Here is a 19,451-nt window from a genome sequence, read left to right as displayed (position 1 = left end):
TGAAACTTTAAACATGTTTAATGTTTACCTCCTTTATCAATACCTTTATGATAATGTATCTTTTTATGTAGATCGCTCTTTAGTTTATTGAAAAACTTACTTTTAAAAGTAGCATCATTTTTAAGTCTTTCTAATGGTTCTTTATATCTTTCGTACTCGCCAGAGTCACGAATCATTTCTTCAGCTAAGACCAACCCTTTTTCAAAATCATCTTCAGTAAGTTCAAAATATATTATATCCGTTTCATGAGATTCAACAATATTATATTTCCGTTGAATATGCTTTTTTGAGGTTTGTCCATTTTCATGAGTCTCTTCAATGTTATCGGCACCCATAACCTTGCCCTGCTCTAACTTAGAAATACTTGATAATATATCTTGTATTTGGTTCTTTAAATAAGCAATTTCAGCTGCTTGGTTGCGTACTTCCTCGTTTAGATTTTGTACGATAATGTTATTATCATTTCTGTTTAGCCCAACCGCTACATTAATCATATTAAAACCTGTAGTATTTTCACTTTTAGTCCACGCTAAACCTACTATGCTTTTAATCTGATTTATTTCAATTTTAGATTGAGGTATAGCAATACCTATACCATCATTTTTACCGCTTGGTATGATATAGTCACCTATATTTACTTTACCAAAAACCTTAACAGGAACCTGCCCCATAAAGGCTACTTTTTCGTATAGATGCTCTTGACTCTTTTGTGGTAATGCCCCCAATACAATTGGCTTATGAGAAATAACCATAATTTTTTCGGCTCCAGTAAGGTTTTTGGAGATTTTCCCTCCTTTAACACCAACTATATCCCCATAACTCATAGCTTCATTTGTATTTTCCCTTAACAAATACTCTGCATAATCTCCAGCTCCAGAAGCATAGGTTACCCCTCGAAATCTATTTTTATTGTAATTATATTTTACCTTATTATTTGCTGCAATACCTACACCTACTCCAGCAGCTACTACTTGAAGACCAGCTGCGATAGATTGTGCTGTACTACTAACGATAAAAGAAGGTATTGGTGCGGTTACACAGGTTCCTAAACCAACACATGGTGTAGACGATGTAGAAGAAGCTGTAACTTGTACAAATGAAGCCGCCAAATCGTAGAGTGCAAAGGCAACATCAAAACCAGCATCATAAATGTCATAATTTAATGAGGTTTGATCAAAATTATAATCTGCATTATTATCATACTCTGATGGGGTTTCCCCTTCAATACGTCCCCACATAGTTGGAGTAGCCGTTGGCAGATCTACTCCAGATATTGTTTGTCCTGGTTGTCTCCTAACACCTCCTCCTAGAGGATCTCCTCCTTCTCCATAAAGCCCATCAAGCACCGACTGTTCAAGATCAAAAGCATAACGTGTCTCACTTGTATCCCAAAAAGATATAAAGTTATTAGAATTATTTCTACCACCCTCTACTTTAATTGCTATACCTTGATTACCACCCTCAACCAATAAAGGGTAGTTATTAATATCTAAATCAGAACCATTTAATGTAGTAGTAATTTTTACCTGATTATCCTCAGAGTTTATAGCTACAACTCCTTTTAATTCTGTACTATCATTAACTACTAATGTTCTTGATTCCAAAGCTCCAAAAGTAGATTTACCTTTTACCTCTAAACTACCATTAAGTATTGTAGGGGCATCTACATCCCAATTAGGAGGGCCTGTTAATGAATCCCCAACTATTAAGGCTCCAGATAAATTAGTAATACTTTTGTTGTTTACATTTAAACCATTGTTAAAATTGGCTAAACTATCTACCTCAAGTCTTCCTGATAAATATGCTGTGTTTCCCCCATTAACATTAAACGTTCCCCCTAGATTTGTTGGTTGACTTACAACTGTTAAATCTCCTTTTAATTCAGTATTACCATCAACTATTAATGAATCTGAAGCTTTTATTGTTCTATGTTGAATATAAGGCACATAGGTTAGTTTTTCTATACTCAAATCCATAAAGCCTTCTCCATTTTTAAAATCTATTTCAACTTTTAAAGATTTTGGTCTACCATCCCAATATATCTTTTCAAAATCATCATAGTTCCCTGCTCCAATAATTAAATTTATTCTACCAAACTCATCGGTAGTTGTCTCTTGCTCTTCAGTAAACTCAACGTCCCCACTTCCTGGAGCAATTATTGAAAATCTCACAGTTATATCTGTTGTTGGCAGATAGTTACCCTCTGAATCTACACCAGGTAATTCCAAATCATCTGGTCCAATAATAACAGCTTGATAACTAATACCTTCAGTTTGCGCAAAAGTATTTATTGAAATAAATAAAAATAAAACTAGGGTAATTATGCGTTTCATAACATTTGGTTTTTTATTGGTGCTATATTTTAATAAGTTTTGAATTAAGAATTTTATCATCGGTATGCGCCTTTAAAATATACGAACCTGTGGATAGACTATTTAAATTTAATTGTATTGTTTTAGATGGAAGAAATTGACTCTTATAAACTAACTTCCCACTTACATCATGAATTTCAACAATAACTTTAGTTTTAATAGTTTCTTTAAATGAGATGGTTACACGTTCTTCAAACGGGTTAGGAAATACTAACGCTTTTAAGCTACTACTTTCCTTACTCGTTTTAATTACTATTTTACTATGAGGTTGCTGAAAACCTTGACGCAAATAGTAACCACTGGTAGAAGCTGTACCTATAACACTAGCTTGCCCAATACTTTGGCTAATAGTATACTTTCCTTTAGATGTTTGAAATGTTTTAGAAGAACCTCCAATACCCACACTAGATCTTACAACTCTATACTCTGAATTTTGAGTTTTAGACTGCCCAATAACTGATGGGGCTATAAAAATCATCAAAACTAAAATTGAAATATATCTAATTAGTTTTTTTATCATTTGTTGTTTTTTGATGCTTCGCTTTACCGAAACTATATTAAATATTACTTACATACTATAGTGTCCATACTTTGTCCACCCTAAAAATCGCAATAACACTTGGGTAAGTTAATGATGAAACCAATGCCGAATTGATGTGCGTTTAGTTTTAGTTTTTCAGCACTAATACCACTACTTATTAGAATAGAACTACCGTAATTATAGCTAGCAACAATGGCAGTACTCCTTGAAATAGGATATTGCATACTTATACCAGCCCTTAAAAACAAAATATTATTATTAAACTCTTCTTCTCCTACCAAATTAAACACATCATTATTTATAGTTTGGTTTCCCCTTACCAGAAACTCTGAAGCAACAGAACCATTGGCAAAAAACACCAAATCGTTCCATTGAAATAATTTTACATCAGTACCTCCTTTTATTCCTAAGTAGCTTATATCCCAAGCAAAATAATTATCTACACTACTCTCACTACCAATAGCTCCATAGTTATTATAATTAATACCTCCTCTTAGAAAAATAGTTTTAGCCTTATTTAAAGGATGTCTATACCCCATCCCAAAATAGGATTTAGATTGTGCTAACAAATTATTTAAACGCTGGCCTCTTGAGTTTTTATAATCAAATGAAGAAATAGTGGAGCCATATTCCATATATAATTGTTGGCAATACACTAGGGAAGTAAAACCCATAATAATTGAAAAAAGAAAAATCTTCTTCATATCTAGATACTAAAGTGTGAATTAAAATTAAACTTAATTGTTTGTCCTGATGTTGAATACGTGAAACTGGACAAAAGGGAAAAACAAAAAAACAATAGTACTAGTGTAATACTATGCATATCAACGGTTGGCATATAAATCATGTTAAGTAATACCAATGTATACATATAGACACAATAAAAAAAATAAAACTGATTATGTCCACCTTTTGTCCATTAAAAAACACATTAATTTATATTGGCTAATTAATGAAATTTTAAAAATTAACCATCTCATAACAATTCTTAACACTGTAATAACCATCGTAATATTTAGATAATATTGATAACCTTTCTATAACCCTAACTTAATAAAAGCACAGTAATCATTTAACGAAATTCTTGGAATACCATTCTAATTTTGAAAGGAAATAATAACTAAAAACAATCTAAAAAAATTATGAAAAAATTATTTAGCTTTTTATCGCTAGTAATTGCTTTAGCAATTATTCCTTTATCAATAATAAGTTGCGATATTGAAGACGGCAAAGATGGGAAAGACGGTATTGACGGTATTGATGGGCAAGACGGAGAGGACGGACAAGATGGAGAAGATTTTATGCCACCAAATCTAGACCCATTAACCACTTCAGTTGTAGATGCTAACAAAGTATTTGACGTTAAAGACGCTTCTGTGAATGTTGAAATGCTATTAACATCACAAGACATTTTGCCTTCAGACCCTAGTTTTGTTTATGGCTCTTATACTGATGGTTGCGCATTATTTGACAATGGAGATGACACCTACTCTTTCATTGTAAATTTAGAAAGAGATTTCTCTATAGCCAGAATTAAAGTGAACAAGGAATTACAACCTATGGAAGGAGACTATATTGTAAACTCTACAGCAACTGCATTTACTGCCATGTGCTCTGGTTCTGGTATTTCTAAAGAAGAGCATGGTTTTGGTCCGATGTATCTTTCAGGAGGAGAATGGGTAGGTCAAGGAGCTGGTGCTCAAGGTGTATATGTTGTTGATCCTTACAAGGATCCAGGTTTAGCGTCTTTCGCTACAAGATCTGCTGCTATGGGAGAGTGGGCTACTGAAAATGCCGTTGTTATAGGCAAAAATGCATATCCAGGAAAAACCGTAGCTATCATTGGAGATGATGATAGTAACAATTCGTACCCAGAAGGTCACTTGGGTATGTATGTTGGGGCAAGAGGAGATTTATTTGCCGGAGACTTATTTGTTTTAAAAGGAAAAAACCCTGTTGAATCTGAGCCTGGTCAAGGAGGTCTTTTATTTGAAATGGGGATGGCTGAAGGAGTAACTTATGATGCTGAGTGGGTAGAAATGACAGAAAGAACGAAAGATGAATTAAATCAAGAAGCTATAGACGCTTCTGTAATAGGTTTTCAAAGAATTGAGGATATAGATTGGAGAAAAGGTTCTGCTGATAACGAAAGAGCATTATTTTTCTGTGTTACCGGACGTTACAGAAGTGATAATCCAGATTTAGCTAAAAGAGGTACAACTTTTGGTCGCATTTATATGGTTGAATTAAATGATGATGACCCTACTGGAGATTGTAAAATAACTTGTATTCTTGATGGAGATAAAGTTGGTGGTATAGCTGATGGTTTCCATAGTCCTGACAACATTCTTGTTACAGAAAATTACGTATATATCCAAGAAGACCCTAACGGTTATTTTAACCAAAATACAGCAATTCAAGGTTGGGCAAAATTATATAAGTATGAAATAGCTACTGGAGCCCTTTCTACAGTTTTAGAGTGTGATGAAGATAACAACCCGGAGTACGGCGGAGGCGGTAAATGGGAGATTACTGGTATGATTGATGTTACAGATATTATTAACGCTTCTGAACCAACATATTTGTGTGGTGTTCAAGTTCATGGATGGGAAGTTGATAAAATTGATACTGCAATAAGAGCAGATGGTCAAGCATTCTTTGATCCTACGGCTATCGCTGAAGGTCTTTCAGATTTTGAAGGCTCTTTTTTATTCAAAATCACTGGTTTACCAAGATAGTTGTATATGATTAACATATATTTCTATAAGAGAAATAGAAGAGGAATCCTTAAAGGGTTCCTCTTTCTTATTGTAACAATGAGCATATTTTCTTGTAAAAAAGAAAGCAACATTGTTGGCCATACAATGGTAAAAACAAATTCTGCTTTTACAAAAGATTTAAGAGACTACTATTTGCAAAATTTAGACAGCTTATCTACTTACTTAAATAAACTAAACCCCACAAAAAGTTTAGAAGAAAACAAGGTTATTTTTAAACAGATAAGAAAATGGTATAAATATGCTGAGCCTTTTATGATAGCTTTTGACAACAACAGTTATCTTACCATTAACGGACCTAATCTACTCATAGTACATGCCGAAGATTATACTGATGTAAAAAAAATTAAACCTAAAAGTTTACAGGTTGTAGAAGAACTATTATATGCTGATGAAGGTCTAGACATAGATGAACTAGAATTACAGTTAACATTTTTAAGGTCTAGAGTGCCTTTTATGGCGCATAACCATATTATATATAAGCAAAAAGATAGACACTATCTTAAAATGATTAGAGATGAAATCATAACAGTTGCTACAAAAGGTATTACAGGTTTTGATTCTCCAATGCAACTGAATTCTACTGAAGAATCGGCTTATGTTTACCAGTCTTTATGGAATATCCTCAACTACATGAAAGACTCTTTTGGAAAAACTGAAGTATATAAGCAATTGCAAAATGCGTTTAAAGCTGCAGAACAATCATTGATTTCTTCAAACTTTGAAACTTTCGATCGTTATGCTTTTATCAAAAACCATACAAATAAACAATTAGTATTACTTGCTAAGGCTTTTAAAGAATGGGATATCGATATGGCAGAGAACTATGAACTCAACCCTTATGGTGAAAACTTATTTCAAAACGATTTTTTCAACCTATCTCATTTTGCTCCTCAAGGTTCGCCATCAATTTCGAAGGAACGAATTGCACTCGGTAAAAGCTTATTCAATGATGCTTCTTTATCTAATGGAAACGATATGAGTTGTGCTACGTGCCATATTAAAGAAAAAGCGTTTACAGATGGGCATAAAGTAGCTATTGGAAGAAATGGAATTAAACTTCAACGTAATTCCCCAACTCTATCTTATGCTGTTTATCAACGTACATTTTTTTATGATGGTAGAGGAGATGGACTTGAAGGACAAATTGTAGGGGTTACAAATAATAAAAATGAATTTCATACAGATTTAATTACAGTTGAAAAACGAGTAAAAGAAAATCCAAAATACTTAAAAGCCTTTCACTCCTTATATGAAGGTAAGATTACTAACAAAAATGTGAGACATGCTATTGCAACCTATATTAGAAGTTTAGCTCCGTTCAATTCAAAATTTGATAGAAATATGCAGGGTTTGGAAAATACAATCACTGAAAAGGAAGTTTTAGGTTTTAACCTATTTATGGGTAAGGCGGCTTGTGCTACTTGTCACTTCCCTCCTACATTTAATGGTACGGTACCTCCAAAATATGCTGAAACTGAATTTGAGAATTTAGGTCTAACTAAAAATGCTAATTTCAAACACCCAGTTTTAGATGACGACCCAGGCATGTACTATCCATACGAAGTTGAGGAAAGGCGAGGTTTCTTTAAAACATCATCTGTTAGAAATGTAGAATTAACAGCTCCTTACATGCATAATGGTGCTTTTAAAACTTTAGAACAAGTTTTAGAGTTCTATAACTTGGGAGGGGGACAAGGTATGGGACTAGATGTACCTTACCAAACTTTACCTCCAGATCCGTTAGAACTGAATGACAATGAAATAAATTCTATTATTGCTTTCATGAAATCATTAACCGATAGTGAATATAACTAGTAAAAAAAGTTAATTTTATTGTTAAAAAACACTGACAATTAAAACCTTACATCATTTTTTTGTACTTTTAGATTAGAACCATAACACCAAAAATTATGAAAAGAGTAATTTACTTAAGGCTAAGTTTAGCTTGTATGTTATTGTTTTGTTTTTTTATTACCCATGCGCAAAACACACAAGCTTTTAAAGAAGTAAATGGTAAAATTATTGATAAGGACACCAAAGATGAACTTGTTTTTACTGATATAGTTGTGGATGGCACTAACATTAGTACCGTTACAAATTCTGATGGCGAATTTTTATTAAAAATTCCTTATAAATATTTAGATGCAAAATTAGTTATTACCCATTTGGGGTATGAAAGAAAATTGATAAACATTGTAGATTTGGGAGATTACGAAAAAATTGTGCTTACGCCCAGTGTAACAAAACTAAACCCAGTAAGTCTAGTAGCATCTCCTAGATATGATGCCCGAACGTTAGTAGAAAAAACTTTGGCAAATAAAAGCACTGCCTACAATGATAAAAATGCTTTAATGACAGCGTTTTACAGAGAAACCATAAAGAAGAGACGTAAAAATGCATCATTATCAGAAGCTGTTGTTAAAATCCATAAACAGCCATATAGTAGTCTTCGTAACGATCATATTGAATTAATTAAGTCTAGAAAAAATATTGATTATTCCAGACTAGATACACTTGCATTAAAATTACAAGGAGGTCCGTTTAGTAATCTATATACAGATTTAGTAAAATATCCTGAATACATTTTTAATAAAGACGATATTGACTTCTACGATTTTAATTATGAAAATTCTACTAATATTAATAAAAATTTGGTGTATGTAGTTAATTTTAAACAAAAGCCCCATGTAAAATCTCCTTTGTATTACGGTAGATTATACATAGATGCAAATACGCTTGCTTTAACTAATGCTGAATACAACTTAAATGTTAAAAATAAGGAATTGTCTAGCTCTATATTTGTTAGAAAAAAACCAAGAAAGGTTGATGTATATCCTACAGAAGCTTCTTATAAAGTTAAGTATAGAACGCAAAACGGTAGATGGCACTATGCATATAGCAATATTGGTTTAACATTTAAGGTTAACTGGGAAGGAAAACTTTTTAATAGCATTTATACACTTAATAGTGAAATGGCTATCACAGATTGGGAAATTCCAAATACAAAGATTACCAAAACAAAAGACAGAATGCTAAGACCTACTACTATACTTACAGAACAAACATCTGGTTTTTCAGACCCAGAATTTTGGGGTACATACAATATTATAGAACCAGAAAAATCTATAGAAAACGCAATAAGAAAAATAAAGAAGCAACTTGACAAAAAAGAAGAAAGGAAAGAATCTTAAAACTTATCATTTGCTTTAAAAACAAAAAAGCCGATAACTAACACAATTAGTTATCGGCTTTTTTTATTTCCAATTTATCATACTACTACCTCAGCATACAAATCAAAATCCTCAGCTTCGATAATTTTAACTTTTGCAAATTCACCTGTTTTAAGATAAGTTGTTGTAGCATTAATTAACACCTCGTTGTCAACATCTGGAGAATCAAACTCTGTACGTCCTATAAAGTGATTACCTTCTTTTCTATCTATCACAACATTAAACACTCTACCTATTTTCTCTTGATTGAGTTCCCAAGAAATTTGAGATTGAAGCTCCATAATTTGATTAGCTCTATCTATCTTAACTTCCTCAGGTACATCATCTTCTAAATTATATGCATGTGTGTTCTCTTCATGAGAATAAGCAAAACAACCTAAACGTTCAAAACGCATATCTTTTACCCAATCTTTCAAAGTTTCAAAATCATCTTCAGTTTCTCCAGGATATCCAACAATTAATGTTGTTCTAATGGTTATTTCAGGTACTTTTGCTCTAAATTCTTTAAGCAATTGTGTAGTTTTCTCTTTGGTTGTACCACGACGCATGCTCTTTAAAATAGTATCTGAAATGTGCTGTAATGGAATATCTAAATAATTACAGATTTTTGGCTCACGTTTCATAACATCCAAAACATCCACAGGAAAACCTGTTGGAAATGCATAATGCAAACGAATCCATTCAATACCTTCAACTTTAACTAAAGATTCCAGTAACTCTGCTAAATTTCGTTTTTTATATAAATCTAAGCCATAATACGTTAAATCTTGAGCAATTAAAATCAACTCTTTAACGCCATTAGCAGCTAGTTTTTCTGCTTCAACTACCAATTCTTCAATTGGTTTAGATTTATGTTTCCCTCTCATTAAAGGAATAGCGCAAAATGAACATGGTCTATCACAACCCTCAGCAATTTTAAGATACGCGTAGTTTTTAGGTGTGGTAGTTAAACGCTCACCTATCAACTCGTGTTTATAATCTGCTCCAAGTGCTTTTAAAAGTCCAGGCAATTCGGTTGTACCAAAATATTGATCTACATTAGGAATTTCCTTTTGTAAATCCGGTTTATATCGTTCACTTAAACATCCCGTAACAAACACTTTATCTACATCTCCAGCTTCTTTTTTTTGCATGAATTCTAAAATAGTATTCACACTTTCTTCTTTAGCATTATTAATAAACCCACAAGTATTTATCACAACAATATTACCTTCCTCTTCATGAACCACATCTTTTCCACTAGCTTTAAGCTGTCCCATAAGTACTTCACTATCGTAAACATTCTTACTACAACCTAAAGTAACTACGTTTATTCTATTCTTTTTAAGTGATTTTGTGCGCATAACTGTTTAAAGGAGGTGCAAAGATAGGTAATGATTTACGAATTATAGAAAAATCCTTTTCCTCTCTTATGGTTAGGTTTTTAGTTTTTAAATATAAGATTCCCATTTCCACAGGAATGACAATATCAACTGAAGCTTCTATAATAAATATCGAGGAATTTCTTTTCAATTAAACCTTTTATATATTTGTATGTCCTAAATTGAAAACCTACAGTTATGAAAATCAACATTTTCTACCTTCTTATAACGATCTTTTCTCTATGTAGTTGCTCTTCAGAAGATACAAATAGTGATACACCAGAAATTATTAACGATAGCATATATTTCCCACCATTAAGCTCTGATGTTTGGGAAAACAAAGCCATTGAAACCCTGGGTTGGAATCAAAGTGAATTGCAACCACTGCTAAACTTCCTTGAAGAAAAAGACACCAAAAGTTTCATGATACTGCATGAGGGTAAAATTGTAGTTGAGGCATATATGAATGGACACGACATTACAAAACCATGGTACTGGGCAAGTGCTGGTAAAACGTTAACTACAGCAGTTTCAGGAATTGCACAAGAAGAAGGTATCATAAACATCGGTAATAAGGTATCTGATTACTTAGGTAAAGGATGGACGAGTACAGCTTTAGAAAAAGAAAACTTAATTACATGTAAGCATTTATTATCCATGAATTCTGGATTGGACGATAGCTTAGGGGATAATGTTTCTAAAGAAAATTTGCAATACAAAGCAGATGCAGGAACGCGTTGGGCATATCATAATGTATATAAAAAAATGCAAGATGTAGTTTCTGCTGCCAGCAATACTTCATGGAATTCTTATTTTGAAAGTAAGCTAAAAAGTAGAATTGGAATTAATGGTGCTTGGATTCAAAGTTCAGGCTTTAATGTATATTGGAGTAATACACGAAGTATGGCGCGTTTTGGGCTTATGATTTATGCTAAAGGTAAATGGAATAATACTCAAATTGTTCCTAAAACATTTTTAGAAGACGCGACAAACACCTCACAAGATATAAATTTATCTTATGGATATCTATGGTGGCTCAACGGAAAAAACAGTTACCATTTACCAGCAAGTCAATTAAAGTTTAATGGTAGTTTAATTCCTAATGCTCCAATGGATACTTATGCAGCTTTAGGCAAAAACGATCAAAAAATTTATGTAGTACCAAGTAAAAAATTGGTTATTATTAGAATGGGAAATAAGGCTAATAGTGGTACCCTTGCACTTTCTAGTTTTGATAATGAGTTATGGAGGAAAATTAATGCACTTATAAATTAGTTATAATTTTTGGATAGTTACACTTTTAATTTTTTATTAATAATTAAGATTACTGAAATCGCAAAATTAAATACTCTTTTACTGTTATAATCAGTTGAAATACTTACTGAGTTAACATTAAAATCAAATACCTTTAATAGCGTATCAAAATATCATATTCTATTACGTCTTTCCATAAAATTAAATATTATAGAAAAAAAATCAACACTAATGTTTGATTTTCAACAACCTATAACAAAAAATAAGTCTTTTAGTAACTAAAATTTACTAAAAAAATTGTATTTTGAGCATCCGCTTTTTATATAATTTCCCTAAATCTATAAATTAAAAATTTTTAGATATATGAGTAAGTTAGTTAATGAAATTGTAAAAATAGACAGGGATAATAACTTCCAATTCTTATTAAAACCAACAAAATTTATTTACACAAACTATTTAGGTTTAAAATCAAATATTTCTATACTAAAAGAAAGGTTAAAAGGGTTAGATTTTACCAAACAAGAAAGTTTAGAAAAACTAGGCTTATCTAAAAATAATTCTCATCATTATATGGCCGGTAGCAGTGGCAGGGTAAAGCATGTTTTAAACAACTTAAATATTTCAGAAACTGATGCTATTTTAGATTTTGGTTGTGGTAAGGGCAAAATGCTTTATGTAATATCTAAATATCCTTTTAGAAAAGTTGATGGTGTAGAAATATCTGAAACACTATCAAAAACAGCCAAAAAAAACTTAACAAAATTAAGTATAGATAAGTCTACAATATATAATTATGACGCCAGAGATTTTAAAGACTTAAGTCGCTATAACTACTTCTACTTTTTTAATCCATTCCCAAAAAACGTTATGGCAGAGGTAATTAAAAACATAGAAGATAGCTATACAGAGCTTCCAAGGGAAATTACTATTATCTATTACGTACCTTTATACGAAAATGAAATTTTAAAATCAGGTCGTTTTAAAAAGAAATTTGGCTATTGGGATGTATTTGTTTATAAAAATTTTGATTCGTAAATATTAACTTTTTCTATAAATAGGCAATAAGACTTCTGCAAGTAATGCTCGACAAATAAAAATTTTAAAAAAGTTTACCACGTTATTATAATTGAATTGTTTTATTCTTAAAACTTTGCAATATTATTTTTTCTATTCGTTAAATCTCGACTTATTCATAAAAGCAGACTCCTGTTTTCACAGGGATTGGATTACTTGAAAAACGAATCTACAAACTCATATTTATTAAACACTTGTAAATCGTCAATACCTTCTCCAACGCCTATATATTTCACAGGGATTTGAAATTGATCTGAAATACCTATTACAACCCCTCCTTTTGCTGTTCCATCTAGTTTGGTAACTGCGAGTGATGTTACCTCTGTGGCTGCTGTGAATTGTTTGGCTTGCTCAAAAGCATTTTGTCCTGTGGAGCCATCTAAAACTAAAAGTACATCATGCGGCGCATTACCCACCACTTTTTGCATTACGCGCTTTACCTTAGTAAGCTCGTTCATTAAATTAACTTTATTGTGTAAACGACCAGCTGTATCAATAATTACCACATCGGCATCTTGGGTTACTGCACTTTTCAACGTATCAAAAGCTACGGATGCAGGATCACTACCCATGGATTGTTTTACAATAGGCACATCCACTCTGTCTGCCCAAACTTGTAGCTGATCTATGGCTGCTGCTCTAAAGGTATCAGCTGCGCCTAGAACCACTTTTAAGCCTTGCTTTTTAAACTGACTTGCTAACTTACCAATGGTTGTGGTTTTACCAACACCATTTACACCAACCACCATCATCACATAAGGTTTTTTACCTTCTGGGATGGTAAAGTCAGATTCTTCTCCTGAGTTAGTCTCTGAAAGCAGATTTGCTATTTCTTCACGAAGAATTTGATTAAGTTCATCTGTGCCTAAATATTTATCTTTTGCTACACGCTCTTCTATGCGCTCAATAACTTTTAACGTAGTATTTACACCTACATCACTGGTTACCAAAACCTCTTCTAAATTATCTAAAACTTCATCGTCTACTTTAGATTTTCCTGCTACGGCCTTACTTAACTTCCCAAAAAAGCTTGATTTTGATTTTTCTAAACCTTTATCTAAAGTTTCCTTTTTTTCTGAAGAGAATATTTTTTTGAAAAAACTCATGTTTGTTGTTTACTCGTTATGGTTTACTAAAAAAGCCGTTATCGCGTTAGGGATTGAGGTATTTGTTGAAGCTCCTCGCAGAGAGCGACTGCCGAAAGCCCGACCCTTGTGGTAACGCCCAAATAATTTATAACAACTTTCCTGCCTTTAATTGGAATCGGAAATATTGTCATTTTTCTTGAGTATAAATATAAAAAAAGCTGCTGTCTTTACAGACAGCAGCTTTATATATTGTAATAATAAACGTTTATTTCTTATTTAAGAAATCGTTTACTAGGTCTGGACTCATTACTGATTCTACAAACATGTATGCTCCAGTTTTTGGAGATTTAACCATTTTTATAGCTTTGGTTAATCTTTTAGATCCTGTTTGTAACGATGCTACTGCTTTTTTTGCCATGGCTTATTTTTTTTAGCTTACGGTTTGAAGCTTATTACTTAATTTCTTTATGAACTGTCATACGCTTAAGGATTGGGTTAAATTTCTTTAACTCCATTCTGTCTGGCGTATTCTTTTTGTTTTTAGTAGTAATGTACCTTGAAGTTCCTGGTTGTCCAGACTCTTTATGCTCTGTACATTCTAATATTACCTGTATTCTATTGCCTTTCTTTGCCATTTTATACTACTTTAAGCTGCGTATTATTTTAAAAAACCTTTAGATTTTGCTTCTTTAATAGCAGCAGAAATTCCTATTTTATTGATAGTCTTTAAAGCAGAAGTTGACACTTTTAAAGTTATCCACTTGTCTTCTTCTGGAATGTAAAAACGTTTCTTTACTAAGTTAGCATCAAATCTACGCTTAGTTTTATTCATTGCATGAGACACGTTGTTACCAACCATTGCCTTTTTCCCTGTAAGTTCACAAACTCTTGACATTACTTTTAACTTTTAAATGTTGTTGCTTAAAAACGAGGTGCAAATATACTTAAATTTTGAATTATGGCAATTAAAATTTTATCAATTTTTCAAAATTTCTTTTTCTAGCATTTCTAAGGCTTTATTAACAGCTTTTTTAATAACACGTTTCCTTGCAGAGCCTAGCATAAACGATTCCGAAATCACTTTATCTTTCGTGGCAATAGCAATAAAAACAGTGCCTACTTCAGCATCTGAATCTCCTTTTGAAGGACCTGCATTTCCCGTTGTAGCTAAACCATAATCTGAATTGAATAACTCACGAACATTTTTTGCCATAGCCTCAACAACTTCTTTACTAACAACCGAATGCTTTTTAATAACATCTTCTGAAACTCCTAATACCTTAATTTTAGATACTGTAGCGTAAGTAACAACGCCACCATTAAAATACGCTGATGCTCCTGCATTTTGAGTGAATTGTTCTGCTACGTTACCGCCTGTACAACTTTCGGCAATTGCTAGAGTTTTCCCAGATTGTGTTAATCTATTAGCAATAATAATTTCAAGAGATTCAGCTTCATCTTCAAACCCAACAAATGCATCTTCTATTAAAGGCAATACTTTTTCTACTTCCTTATCAATATTTTGCCGTACCTCTTTCTCATTAAACCCTTTAGAGGATAAGCGCAATCTTACACTACCTAGTTTTGGCAAATAGGCTAACTTAACTGTTTCTGGAAGTGCTTCTTCCCAAGCTTCAATGCGTTTAGCTATTGTACTTTCACCTAAACCATAAGTAAGCAAGGTTTTATGTAAAATAAATGGAAATTGATATTTTTCCTTTAACATAGGAATTACCTTATCCACTATAAGCTTTTTCATTTCAAAAGGTACACCTGGCAAAGACACAAATGTTTTGTTACCTTTATCTAACCACATACCCGGAGCCGTACCCAATTCATTCATCAACACTGTGGCTTGCGAAGGTACCAATGCTTGGTCTTTATTTATCTGAAGCAAAGTTTGTCTAACATACTTCTTCCAGATGTTTTCTATATTTTGTGTTACATCAGCATTGCGTACTAAGGTATCGTTAAAATATTCAGCGATAGTTTTTTTGGTAATATCATCTTTTGTTGGCCCTAAACCTCCAGTTAAAATGATAATATCAACACGACTCTCAGCATCTTTTAGCGCTTGAAGAATATGTGCTCTATCATCTTGCACAGAAGTAATCTGATAGATAGATGCCCCAATACTATTAAATGTTTTAGCAATAAAAGCAGAATTGGTGTCTATAACCTGACCTATAAGAAGTTCGTCGCCAATGGTTATAATTTCTGCTAACATAGTTACAATCCAAAATCTGACTTAATCTCTGCAGTAGCATTATCTACAGCAGTAATTACGATATCTAACTTGTCTGTAATATCCATATCAGTTTTAGTAAATTTACCCCAATCCTGTACTTCAATTAAGTCTTGTAAAACGCCCAACTCAAATAAATCTATTGTTGGTTTCATTTTATGAGCCGCTTGGTAAGCTGTATGATAGTCTTTTTCAGCAACTGCTTTTTTTAAACGCTCTGCATCCTCAGGCACTTCCTCTAAAAATGTAGCGGCCAGTGCCATAATAAAATCATCATCATTATCAGCTAATTCCTTTACTCTAAATAATTTATAATGTTGTTCCATGTTATTTAACAGTTATAGAAAATAATTCGGTGTCTCCTATAAAACCTTTTAATTTGTCATTAGCAACAACCCTACCAACTCCAGCAGGTGTGCCCGTAAATATAATATCTCCAATCTTTAAAGTGAAATATTTAGAAACATATTCTATTAATTCATCAATTTTCCAAAGCATATGGCTTGTATTTCCTTTTTGTACAATAATTTCGTTCTTTTTTAGAGAAAAATTAATTTTATTAATGTCTTCAAATTCTGTTTTTGACATCCATTTACCAACGACAGCAGCACCATCAAATGCTTTAGCTTTTTCCCAAGGCAACCCTTTGGCTTTTAGTTTGCTCTGTAAATCACGAGCTGTAAAATCAATACCAAGCCCAATTTCGCTATAATATTTATGTGCAAATTTTTTGTCAATATGCTTACCAACTCTATTAATCTTTACTAAAACCTCTACCTCATGATGCACATCTTCAGAAAAATCAGGAATAAAAAATGGTTGCTTTTTTAATAAAATAGCTGTGTCTGGCTTTAAAAACACCACAGGATCTGTGGGTTTCTCGTTTTCTAACTCTTCAATATGTTCGGTATAATTTCTGCCTATGCAAATTAGTTTCATATCAAGCCTCTCCTAACCTCTCCAAAGGAGAGGAACTCTTAACGTTAAATTATAAACTTTCAATTCTGTACTCATGAGTACATTATATTTTATTTGGGCGTTACCCACAAGGGGTCGGGCTTTCTCTACTCAACCCCTCCTGCGTCAGGGATTTCAAACATGCCGTTCAATCCCTAACGCGTCACTCTTGCTCTAATAACCCGCTCCTAGCCTATTTAAGGAGGGGAACTCATACTTATAAAAAGTTATGTTTTCTCAGTTACATAGCCCAATATTACATACTCTATCTACTGCCTACTAAAACTTATTATTAAAACTTCGCAACTTAATAGCTGTAAGTACCTTTTTGGTATATAACGGAAAATCAGCATTTAACAGCCATCCAAAATAACCAGGTTCCTTTTCCAATATTTCGATAACCAATTTCCCTTTATGCTTTCCAAAGGAAAAACATTCTTCTCCTTTTTTATTATATGCAATAAAACCAGCAAAATCAGCAAACTTCTTTCTAGAACTAAACTCTGCTAAAAATTTAGCATCATTTTCTAATTCGTCATATTTTTCTATCTGTGCTTTTAACACTTCATAGGTGGCATTAGTATCAGCTTCTGCACTATGCGCATCATCTAAACTTTTATTACAATAAAATTTATAGGCAGCACTTAACGTGCGCTGTTCCATTTTATGAAAAATTGTTTGCACATCAATAGCTTGGCGGTTTTTCATATCAAAATCTATATCGGCACGCAACATCTCTTCTGCTAAAAGCGGAATATCAAATCTATTAGAATTAAACCCTCCTAAATCTGAATCCTTTATCATATTATAAATTTCCTTAGCTAATTCCTTAAACGTGGGTTTATCAGCTATATCTTCATCATAAATGCCATGTATTTCAGAAACTTCTTTTGGAATAGGCATTTCAGGATTCACTCGCCATGTCTTGCGTTCCTCATTTCCATTAGGAAACACTTTTAATATGGAAATCTCTACAATTCTATCTGAAGTTATATTGATACCCGTAGTTTCTAAATCGAAAAAACAAATGGGTTTAGTAAGGTTTAGTTGCATTAAATCTTGTTTTTACTATTTTCTTGATTGATGTTACAAAAATAAAAAACCCAACCATTAATGGTTGGGTTTCCAATTATATTTTAAACTTTCTAAATTTCTCTATCACTATCCCAAGCTTCCAAATAGTCTTTCACTGCTTTAACAAACATCCCGCCAAGTGCTCCATTAACAACACGGTGGTCGTAAGAATGTGATAAAAACATACGATAACGAATACCAATAAAATCCCCTTCCGAGGTTTCAATAACCGCAGGTACTTTTCTAATTGCTCCCAATGCTAAAATACCAACTTGAGGTTGATTGATTATAGGTGTACCCATAATGCTTCCAAAAGAGCCTACGTTGGTAACTGTATACGTACCATCACTAATATCATCAGGGTTTAATTGGTTATTTCTTGCTCTACTTGCTAAATCATTAACTTGCTTAGTTATTCCAACCAAATTTAATTGGTCTGCATTTTTTATTACGGGTACAATAAGGTTGCCATCAGCAAGAGCTGTTGCCATACCTAGATTAATATTTTTCTTTTTAATGATTTTGTCTCCATCAACAGAGATATTCAATAAAGGGTAATCACGTAAGGCTTTAGCAACAGCTTCCATAAAAATTGGGGTAAATGTCAATTTTTCACCTTCTCGCTTTTCAAACTCATCCTTTACTTTATTACGCCAGTTCCATATTTTTGTTACATCTGCCTCAATAAAACTTTGTACGTGAGCAGAAGTTTGTAAAGAATCTGTCATGTGTTGGGAAATTAATTTCCCCATACGTGTCATTTCAATAATTTCATCCTCCCCACTTACTACCATTGGTTTAGATTCAGCTTTTGATACAACAGGCTTTGGTGGACTGGATGTTTTTTGTTTAGACTCTATATTTTGCGTAGGAGTTATTCCTCTACTCTCAATGTAACTTAAAATATCATTCTTAGTAACTCTTCCGCCTTTTCCTGTGCCAGGAATACCATCTAATTCGTCTTGAGAAATCCCTTCTTGTTTGGCAATATTTTTAACTAATGGCGAATAAAAACGTTCGTTATTTGATACCAATGGTACAGTAGAACTAACGGCAGTCTTTGCTATTTCAATCTTTTCGGTAAGTTCTTTAACCACTGCTGTTGTTTCTTCTGTTTTAGAAGTTTTGATAGTTTCTGTAATAGGCATATCATCTCCTTCTGTTTCAATGATAGCTAAAACCTGACCCACTTGCACGATATCATCAACTTCAAAACGTTTTTCAATCAAAACACCTTCCACTTCACTAGGCACTTCACTATCTACCTTATCAGTAGCTATTTCTAATACAGCTTCATCCAATTCAATAGTATCACCAACATCTTTTAACCAAGATGTGATTGTTGCTTCAGCAACACTTTCTCCCATTTTCGGTAATATCAATTCAAACTTTGCCATTTATTTAAACTAAAGCCTTTATTTGTTATTTCAATTGCAAAATTAATTAAAAAACATTAATTTTTTTGAATTAAATTC

19 protein-coding genes are annotated in these 19,451 nt (G+C 32.7%); 5 read left to right on the top strand and 14 right to left on the bottom strand.

Annotated features, from left to right (window positions below):
* Nucleotides 1-17: 17 nt before the first annotated feature.
* The 3 genes from EYD46_RS15180 to EYD46_RS15170 form a co-directional block, all read right to left on the bottom strand.
* Nucleotides 18-2,333, bottom strand: a complete 2,316-nt coding sequence (locus tag EYD46_RS15180) for a hypothetical protein (protein ID WP_130938020.1) — start codon at nucleotides 2,331-2,333, stop codon at nucleotides 18-20.
* Between the two features lie 22 nt (nucleotides 2,334-2,355).
* Nucleotides 2,356-2,892: a T9SS type A sorting domain-containing protein gene (locus EYD46_RS15175; protein WP_130938019.1), complete on the bottom strand. Its 537-nt coding sequence runs from the start codon at nucleotides 2,890-2,892 to the stop codon at nucleotides 2,356-2,358.
* Nucleotides 2,893-2,972: 80 nt separating this feature from the next.
* Nucleotides 2,973-3,617, bottom strand: a complete 645-nt coding sequence (locus tag EYD46_RS15170) for a hypothetical protein (protein WP_130938018.1) — start codon at nucleotides 3,615-3,617, stop codon at nucleotides 2,973-2,975.
* A gap of 438 nt (nucleotides 3,618-4,055) precedes the next feature.
* On the opposite strand from EYD46_RS15170, the gene EYD46_RS15160 reads away from it, so the two are divergent.
* The 3 genes from EYD46_RS15160 to EYD46_RS15150 all read left to right on the top strand — a co-directional run bounded on the left by EYD46_RS15160 (nucleotide 4,056) and on the right by EYD46_RS15150 (nucleotide 8,884).
* A complete protein-coding gene (locus tag EYD46_RS15160; protein WP_174719907.1) occupies nucleotides 4,056-5,651 on the top strand; it encodes a PhoX family protein in 1,596 nt (531 codons plus the stop codon).
* A gap of 78 nt (nucleotides 5,652-5,729) precedes the next feature.
* Nucleotides 5,730-7,508: a cytochrome-c peroxidase gene (locus tag EYD46_RS15155; protein ID WP_165454396.1), complete on the top strand. Its 1,779-nt coding sequence runs from the start codon at nucleotides 5,730-5,732 to the stop codon at nucleotides 7,506-7,508.
* 95 nt (nucleotides 7,509-7,603) lie between these two features.
* Nucleotides 7,604-8,884: a carboxypeptidase-like regulatory domain-containing protein gene (locus EYD46_RS15150; RefSeq protein WP_130938015.1), complete on the top strand. Its 1,281-nt coding sequence runs from the start codon at nucleotides 7,604-7,606 to the stop codon at nucleotides 8,882-8,884.
* Nucleotides 8,885-8,961: 77 nt separating this feature from the next.
* Here EYD46_RS15150 and rimO read toward each other — a convergent pair whose 3' ends face one another.
* Entirely contained in the window at nucleotides 8,962-10,266 is a 1,305-nt protein-coding gene (gene rimO, locus EYD46_RS15145; RefSeq protein ID WP_130938014.1) for a 30S ribosomal protein S12 methylthiotransferase RimO, read from the bottom strand.
* Nucleotides 10,247-10,435 carry a hypothetical protein gene (locus tag EYD46_RS15140; protein ID WP_130938013.1) on the bottom strand — a complete coding sequence of 63 codons (189 nt, stop codon included), beginning with the start codon at nucleotides 10,433-10,435 and terminating at the stop codon, nucleotides 10,247-10,249. The genes rimO and EYD46_RS15140 overlap by 20 nt, the downstream gene beginning before the upstream one ends.
* A gap of 47 nt (nucleotides 10,436-10,482) precedes the next feature.
* On the opposite strand from EYD46_RS15140, the gene EYD46_RS15135 reads away from it, so the two are divergent.
* Together EYD46_RS15135 and EYD46_RS15130 are read left to right on the top strand one after the other, a co-directional pair.
* The gene (locus EYD46_RS15135) at nucleotides 10,483-11,559 is read left to right on the top strand and encodes a serine hydrolase domain-containing protein (RefSeq protein WP_130938012.1); all 1,077 of its coding nucleotides are present in this window, start codon (nucleotides 10,483-10,485) and stop codon (nucleotides 11,557-11,559) included.
* 342 nt (nucleotides 11,560-11,901) lie between these two features.
* The gene (locus EYD46_RS15130; protein ID WP_130938011.1) at nucleotides 11,902-12,573 is read left to right on the top strand and encodes a class I SAM-dependent methyltransferase; all 672 of its coding nucleotides are present in this window, start codon (nucleotides 11,902-11,904) and stop codon (nucleotides 12,571-12,573) included.
* Nucleotides 12,574-12,764: 191 nt separating this feature from the next.
* Here EYD46_RS15130 and ftsY read toward each other — a convergent pair whose 3' ends face one another.
* The 9 genes from ftsY to EYD46_RS15085 form a co-directional block, all read right to left on the bottom strand.
* The gene (ftsY, locus tag EYD46_RS15125) at nucleotides 12,765-13,718 is read right to left on the bottom strand and encodes a signal recognition particle-docking protein FtsY (protein ID WP_130938010.1); all 954 of its coding nucleotides are present in this window, start codon (nucleotides 13,716-13,718) and stop codon (nucleotides 12,765-12,767) included.
* 247 nt (nucleotides 13,719-13,965) lie between these two features.
* Nucleotides 13,966-14,118, bottom strand: a complete 153-nt coding sequence (locus tag EYD46_RS15120) for a DUF4295 domain-containing protein (RefSeq protein WP_092579066.1) — start codon at nucleotides 14,116-14,118, stop codon at nucleotides 13,966-13,968.
* Nucleotides 14,119-14,152: 34 nt separating this feature from the next.
* The gene (gene rpmG, locus EYD46_RS15115; RefSeq protein WP_092579068.1) at nucleotides 14,153-14,335 is read right to left on the bottom strand and encodes a 50S ribosomal protein L33; all 183 of its coding nucleotides are present in this window, start codon (nucleotides 14,333-14,335) and stop codon (nucleotides 14,153-14,155) included.
* Nucleotides 14,336-14,358: 23 nt separating this feature from the next.
* Nucleotides 14,359-14,595 carry a 50S ribosomal protein L28 gene (gene rpmB, locus EYD46_RS15110; RefSeq protein ID WP_057778512.1) on the bottom strand — a complete coding sequence of 79 codons (237 nt, stop codon included), beginning with the start codon at nucleotides 14,593-14,595 and terminating at the stop codon, nucleotides 14,359-14,361.
* Between the two features lie 81 nt (nucleotides 14,596-14,676).
* A complete protein-coding gene (locus EYD46_RS15105; protein ID WP_130938009.1) occupies nucleotides 14,677-15,927 on the bottom strand; it encodes a competence/damage-inducible protein A in 1,251 nt (416 codons plus the stop codon).
* A gap of 2 nt (nucleotides 15,928-15,929) precedes the next feature.
* Entirely contained in the window at nucleotides 15,930-16,271 is a 342-nt protein-coding gene (locus tag EYD46_RS15100; protein ID WP_130938008.1) for an Hpt domain-containing protein, read from the bottom strand.
* Between the two features lies 1 nt (nucleotide 16,272).
* Entirely contained in the window at nucleotides 16,273-16,884 is a 612-nt protein-coding gene (locus EYD46_RS15095) for a fumarylacetoacetate hydrolase family protein (RefSeq protein WP_130938007.1), read from the bottom strand.
* 297 nt (nucleotides 16,885-17,181) lie between these two features.
* Nucleotides 17,182-17,955, bottom strand: coding sequence for a 3'-5' exonuclease (locus EYD46_RS15090; protein WP_130938006.1), 774 nt, complete (start codon nucleotides 17,953-17,955; stop codon nucleotides 17,182-17,184).
* Nucleotides 17,956-18,047: 92 nt separating this feature from the next.
* A complete protein-coding gene (locus tag EYD46_RS15085; protein WP_130938005.1) occupies nucleotides 18,048-19,373 on the bottom strand; it encodes a dihydrolipoamide acetyltransferase family protein in 1,326 nt (441 codons plus the stop codon).
* Nucleotides 19,374-19,451: the final 78 nt, after the last annotated feature.

Origin of the sequence: Hyunsoonleella pacifica (assembly GCF_004310335.1) — a bacterium.
Taxonomy (GTDB): Bacteria; Bacteroidota; Bacteroidia; order Flavobacteriales; family Flavobacteriaceae; genus Jejuia; species Jejuia pacifica.
The sequence above is the reverse complement of the archived record's forward strand: the minus strand, read 5'-3'. Positions and strand labels throughout refer to the sequence as shown.

Coding starts and splice junctions, on each gene's coding strand:
- EYD46_RS15155 (WP_165454396.1), top strand. CDS start 5,730: ATGAGCATATTTTCTTGTAAAAAAGAAAGCAACATTGTTGGCCATACA.
- EYD46_RS15150 (WP_130938015.1), top strand. CDS start 7,604: ATGAAAAGAGTAATTTACTTAAGGCTAAGTTTAGCTTGTATGTTATTG.
- ftsY (WP_130938010.1), bottom strand. CDS start 13,718: ATGAGTTTTTTCAAAAAAATATTCTCTTCAGAAAAAAAGGAAACTTTA.
- EYD46_RS15105 (WP_130938009.1), bottom strand. CDS start 15,927: ATGTTAGCAGAAATTATAACCATTGGCGACGAACTTCTTATAGGTCAG.
- rimO (WP_130938014.1), bottom strand. CDS start 10,266: ATGCGCACAAAATCACTTAAAAAGAATAGAATAAACGTAGTTACTTTA.
- EYD46_RS15130 (WP_130938011.1), top strand. CDS start 11,902: ATGAGTAAGTTAGTTAATGAAATTGTAAAAATAGACAGGGATAATAAC.
- EYD46_RS15180 (WP_130938020.1), bottom strand. CDS start 2,333: ATGAAACGCATAATTACCCTAGTTTTATTTTTATTTATTTCAATAAAT.
- EYD46_RS15095 (WP_130938007.1), bottom strand. CDS start 16,884: ATGAAACTAATTTGCATAGGCAGAAATTATACCGAACATATTGAAGAG.
- rpmG (WP_092579068.1), bottom strand. CDS start 14,335: ATGGCAAAGAAAGGCAATAGAATACAGGTAATATTAGAATGTACAGAG.
- EYD46_RS15120 (WP_092579066.1), bottom strand. CDS start 14,118: ATGGCAAAAAAAGCAGTAGCATCGTTACAAACAGGATCTAAAAGATTA.
- EYD46_RS15100 (WP_130938008.1), bottom strand. CDS start 16,271: ATGGAACAACATTATAAATTATTTAGAGTAAAGGAATTAGCTGATAAT.
- EYD46_RS15135 (WP_130938012.1), top strand. CDS start 10,483: ATGAAAATCAACATTTTCTACCTTCTTATAACGATCTTTTCTCTATGT.
- EYD46_RS15085 (WP_130938005.1), bottom strand. CDS start 19,373: ATGGCAAAGTTTGAATTGATATTACCGAAAATGGGAGAAAGTGTTGCT.
- EYD46_RS15170 (WP_130938018.1), bottom strand. CDS start 3,617: ATGAAGAAGATTTTTCTTTTTTCAATTATTATGGGTTTTACTTCCCTA.
- EYD46_RS15175 (WP_130938019.1), bottom strand. CDS start 2,892: ATGATAAAAAAACTAATTAGATATATTTCAATTTTAGTTTTGATGATT.
- rpmB (WP_057778512.1), bottom strand. CDS start 14,595: ATGTCAAGAGTTTGTGAACTTACAGGGAAAAAGGCAATGGTTGGTAAC.
- EYD46_RS15160 (WP_174719907.1), top strand. CDS start 4,056: ATGAAAAAATTATTTAGCTTTTTATCGCTAGTAATTGCTTTAGCAATT.
- EYD46_RS15090 (WP_130938006.1), bottom strand. CDS start 17,955: ATGCAACTAAACCTTACTAAACCCATTTGTTTTTTCGATTTAGAAACT.